At 26.0% G+C, this 312-nt stretch carries 1 protein-coding gene; it reads right to left on the bottom strand.

From position 1 onward, the window contains the following. The coding region (locus KGF42_RS19395) for a transposase (RefSeq protein WP_227826931.1) at positions 1-312 on the bottom strand (312 nt) is incomplete at both ends.

Here is a 312-nt window from a genome sequence, read left to right on the forward strand (position 1 = left end):
ACCATGACACATCAGAAATTAAGCGAGATAGTTTATGATTTCTAATCATATTCTTTACTTGTAAATCTTCTATGCAAATAATATCGTTCTCTTTTATTAATTTAGTAGATAGTTTTTGTAGAAAATCATTTCTTTGATTAGCTATATGTTCTTGAAGTCCTGCAACTTTTAATCTTGCTTTATTCCTATTTAAACTACCGATTGTTTTTCTCGATAATTCTCTTTGTAATTTAGAAAGTTTTCTTAATGACTTCTTAAGATACTTAGGATTTTCTATAAATTCTCCACAACTTGAGATACAAAATTCTTTAA

Source organism: Clostridioides sp. ZZV15-6383, from assembly GCF_020657735.1.
GTDB lineage: Bacteria > Bacillota > Clostridia > Peptostreptococcales > Peptostreptococcaceae > Clostridioides > Clostridioides difficile_D.